1 protein-coding gene and 1 pseudogene are annotated in these 4,755 nt (G+C 66.9%); both read right to left on the bottom strand.

Features of this window, described 5'->3' with window-relative positions; all coding sequences use genetic code 11:
- Positions 1-704, bottom strand: a pseudogene (locus tag ACFWFR_RS17475) (DNA-directed RNA polymerase subunit beta'); the annotation flags it as partial.
- A 129-nt stretch (positions 705-833) separates the two neighbouring features.
- On the bottom strand, positions 834-4,358 hold the full coding sequence (rpoB, locus tag ACFWFR_RS17470) for a DNA-directed RNA polymerase subunit beta (RefSeq protein WP_056762583.1): 3,525 nt from the start codon (positions 4,356-4,358) through the stop codon (positions 834-836).
- Between the last annotated feature and the right edge of the window lie 397 nt (positions 4,359-4,755).

Genomic DNA, 4,755 nt, shown 5'->3' with positions numbered 1-4,755 from the left:
TCGAGGTCGGCGACCTTGAGGTTCTTGAAACGGTCCCAGACCTGGTCCAGGCGGTCGAGCTCGGCGTCGGAACGCTTGCGGATCGCCGCCATCTCGCGCTCGGCCGAGTCGCGGACCTTGCGGCGGGCGTCGGCGCGAGCGCCCTCGGCCTCGAGCGCGGCCAGGTCGGCCTCGAGCTTCTGGGCACGGGTGTTGATGTCGTTGTCGCGACGGTCCGTGATCTCCTTCTTCTCCAGGTCGATCTCGTTCTGGAGGTTGGGGAGGTCTTCCTGACGGCCCTCGACGTCGACCGACGTGATCATGTACGCGGCGAAGTAGATGACCTTCTCGAGGTCCTTCGGCGCGAGGTCGAGGAGGTAACCGAGGCGGGAGGGCACACCCTTGAAGAACCAGATGTGCGTGACAGGAGCGGCGAGCTCGATGTGGCCCATGCGCTCGCGGCGCACCTTCGAGCGCGTCACCTCGACGCCGCAGCGCTCGCAGATGATGCCCTTGAAGCGCACGCGCTTGTACTTGCCGCAGTAGCACTCCCAGTCACGGGTGGGACCGAAGATCTTCTCGCAGAAGAGCCCGTCCTTCTCCGGCTTGAGGGTGCGGTAGTTGATGGTCTCAGGCTTCTTGACCTCGCCGTGAGACCAGTCACGGATGTCGTCTGCCGTGGCCAGTCCGATACGCAGCTCGTCGAAGACATTGACGTCGAGCAAGGTGGTCCTACTTCCTTCGTCTGCCGGCCTGTCCGGGGTTCGTCCCGGCCGGCGCGGTGGAGGTGCTACAGAGTGTCGGGTGGCGGTGGGGGCGGTCGTTCGTCACGAACGCCCCCACCCCATCCGAGATCAGATCTCGTCGATGCTGGATGCTGCGTTGGGGCGACGCGAGAGGTCGATGCCGAGCTCCTCGGCAGCGCGGTACACGTCGTCGTCCGACTCACGCATCTCGATGGAGACACCGTCGCTGGAGAGCACCTCGACGTTCAGGCACAGCGACTGCATCTCCTTGAGGAGAACCTTGAAGGACTCCGGGATGCCCGAGTCGGGGATGTTCTCGCCCTTGACGATCGCCTCGTAGACCTTGACACGGCCCGGGACGTCGTCGGACTTGATCGTCAGCAGCTCCTGGAGGGTGTATGCCGCGCCATAAGCCTCGAGCGCCCACACCTCCATCTCGCCGAAACGCTGTCCACCGAACTGCGCCTTACCACCCAGCGGCTGCTGCGTGATCATGGAGTACGGACCGGTCGAGCGGGCGTGGATCTTGTCGTCCACCAGGTGGTGGAGCTTCAGGATGTACATGTAGCCCACGGAGACCGGCTCCGGGAACGGCTCGCCGGAGCGGCCGTCGAACAGACGGGCCTTGCCGTCGCGCCCGACCATGCGGTTGCCGTCACGGTTCGGCAGCGTCGTGGAGAGCAGACCCGTGAGGGCTTCCTCCTCGAGGCCGTCGAAGACCGGGGTGGCCACGGGGCGACCGGGCTCGGACGATGCCGCGACGACGGGGAGGCGCTCCTTCCAGGAGAGGTCGCCCTCGCCTGCTGCGCCGTCCGTCTGCGAGATGTCCCAGCCCTGCTTGGCGACCCACCCGAGGTGGGTCTCGAGGACCTGGCCGACGTTCATACGACCGGGGACACCCAGCGGGTTGAGGATGACGTCCACAGGGGTGCCGTCCTCGAGGAAGGGCATGTCCTCGACCGGGAGGATCTTCGAGATGACACCCTTGTTGCCGTGACGGCCGGCGAGCTTGTCGCCGTCCGTGATCTTGCGTCGCTGCGCGATGTAGACGCGGACCAGCTGGTTGACGCCGGCGGGCAGCTCGTCGCCGTCCTCACGGTTGAACTCGCGGACGCCGATGACGGTGCCGGACTCGCCGTGGGGGACCTTGAGCGACGTGTCGCGGACCTCGCGGGCCTTCTCGCCGAAGATGGCGCGCAGCAGGCGCTCCTCGGGGGTCAGCTCGGTCTCGCCCTTGGGCGTGACCTTGCCGACGAGCACGTCGCCCGCGCCGACCTCTGCACCGATGCGGATGACTCCGCGCTCGTCGAGGTCCGCCAGGACGTCCTCGGAGACGTTCGGGATGTCCCGCGTGATCTCCTCGGGGCCGAGCTTCGTGTCGCGGGCGTCGACCTCGTGCTCCTCGATGTGGATCGAGGACAGGACGTCGTCCTGCACGAGGCGCTGCGACAGGATGATCGCGTCCTCGTAGTTGTGGCCTTCCCAGGACATGAACGCGACCAGCAGGTTGCGGCCGAGCGAGAGCTCGCCCTCGTCGGTCGCCGGGCCGTCGGCCAGCACGGAGCCGACCTCGACGCGTGCGCCCTCGTCGACGACGACACGCTGGTTGTACGACGTGCCCTGGTTCGAGCGGCGGAACTTGGCCGCGCGGTAGCTCGTCGTGGTCGCGTCGTCGTTGGCGACGACGATCATGTCGGCCGAGACCTCGGTCACGACACCGGGCTTGGTGGCGACGATGACGTCACCGGCGTCGATGGCTGCACGACGCTCCATGCCGGTCCCGACGAGCGGGGCCTCGGAACGGACCAGGGGCACGGCCTGACGCTGCATGTTGGCACCCATGAGTGCGCGGTTGGCGTCGTCGTGCTCGAGGAACGGGATGAGGGCGGTCGCGACCGACACCATCTGGCGCGGCGAGACGTCCATGTAGTCGACCTCGGTACCGAGGACGTCAGCCGTCTCGCCACCCTTGGTGCGGACCAGGACGCGCTCCTGACGGAACGAGCCGTCCACGTTGAGCTCGGTGTTCGCCTGGGCGATGACGTAACGGTCCTCGTCGTCGGCCGTCAGGTAGACGACCTCGTCGGAGACCTTGCCGTTCTCGACCTTGCGGTACGGCGTCTCGATGAACCCGAAGGGGTTGATCCGGCCGTACGAGGCGAGCGAGCCGATCAGACCGATGTTCGGGCCTTCAGGGGTCTCGATGGGGCACATGCGGCCGTAGTGCGACGGGTGGACGTCACGGACCTCCATGCCGGCGCGGTCACGGGACAGACCACCCGGGCCCAGCGCGGACAGACGACGCTTGTGCGTCAGGCCGGCGAGCGGGTTGTTCTGGTCCATGAACTGCGACAGCTGCGAGGTGCCGAAGAACTCCTTGATCGACGCCACCACGGGGCGGATGTTGATCAGGGTCTGCGGCGTGATCGCCTCGACGTCCTGGGTCGTCATGCGCTCGCGCACGACACGCTCCATGCGCGAGAGACCGGTGCGCACCTGGTTCTGGATGAGCTCACCCACGGCGCGGATACGACGGTTGCCGAAGTGGTCGATGTCGTCGGTCTCGACGCGGATCTCGACGGGCTCGCCGGCACGCGTGCCGGGGAGCGTCGTGACCTCTGCGTGGAGGGCCGCGAGGTACTTGATCGTCGCGACGATGTCCGTGACGGACAGCGTGGAGTCCGCGAGGGGCGCGTCGACGCCGAGCTTCTTGTTCGCCTTGTAGCGGCCGACCTTCGCGAAGTCGTAGCGCTTGGGGTTGAAGTAGAAGTTCTCGAGGAGCGAGCGACCGGCCTCGACCGTGGGCGGCTCGCCCGGGCGGATCTTGCGGTAGAGGTCGACGAGCGCCTCTTCCTCGGTGTGGACGTGGTCCTTCTCGAGCGTGTCGAGCACGGCCGGGAAGTCCGCGAACTCCTCGCGGATCTGCGACTCGGTCACGCCGAGGGCCTTGAGCAGCACCGTGACGGACTGCTTGCGCTTGCGGTCGACGCGGACGCCCACGGCGTCACGCTTGTCGATCTCGAACTCCAGCCACGCACCGCGCGACGGGATGATCTTCGCGGAGTAGATGTCCTTGTCGCTCGTCTTGTCGGCCTGGCGCTCGAAGTACACGCCGGGCGAACGGACGAGCTGCGAGACGACGACGCGCTCGGTGCCGTTGATGATGAAGGTGCCGCGCGCGGTCATGAGCGGGAAGTCGCCCATGAAGACGGTCTGGCTCTTGATCTCACCGGTGTTGTAGTTCACGAACTCCGCGGTGACGAAGAGCGGTGCGGCGAAGGTGAAGTCCTTCTCCTTGCACTCCTCGGCCGTGTACTTCGGGGGCTCGAAACGGTGGTTCGAGAAGGAGAGAGACATGGAGGAGCCGAAGTCCTCGATCGGGGAGATCTCCTCGAAGATCTCCTCGAGACCCGACGTCGCGGGGACGTCCTGGCGACCGGCAGCAGCCGCGGCGTCGACGCGTGCGCGCCACGCCGGGTTGCCGAGCAGCCAGTCGAAGCTCTCCGTCTGGAGCCCGAGCAGGTCGGGCACCTCGAGAGGCTCGTAGATCTTGGCGAAAGAGACGCGCCGGGAAGCGGTGCGGTTCGCGATAGCGTCGGCGGACGGAGCAGAAGGGGTGCGCGAGGCAGCCAAGAGGGGTCCTTCCCTGCAGATCGATTGCACGCTGTACGCTGCGTGGCTGGAGGACCTCTTCCCCCTGAGGCTGCCGTGGTGCACGATGGACGCACACCGAAGACGGTTCGGGCAGTTCAGAGGGTGCCGAGGGCACACGCGAGCGCAAAGCGCTAGCATACCCGGTCCGGTCAAGCGTGTCCAGCGACGCCAAATCACGGCCTGTCAAGACCGTTGTCGAGCCGCGTTCCACTCCCCCACCGGACCGGTGAGGACATCTTCTCGGTGGCCGCCATATGCCGCCCAAGAACACGAAAAAGATCCCTGCCCGACGGCGCCTGTCACCTTCTCGTGGAAGGTGGGCTCCGGCGTCGGGCCGGGAGACGCACAAGCGACGAGAGGCCCGCACCCCGGAGGG

The sequence above is a fragment of the Oerskovia sp. NPDC060287 genome (genome assembly GCF_042726775.1).
Taxonomy (GTDB): domain Bacteria; phylum Actinomycetota; class Actinomycetes; order Actinomycetales; family Cellulomonadaceae; genus Oerskovia; species Oerskovia merdavium.
The sequence above is the reverse complement of the archived record's forward strand: the minus strand, read 5'-3'. Positions and strand labels throughout refer to the sequence as shown.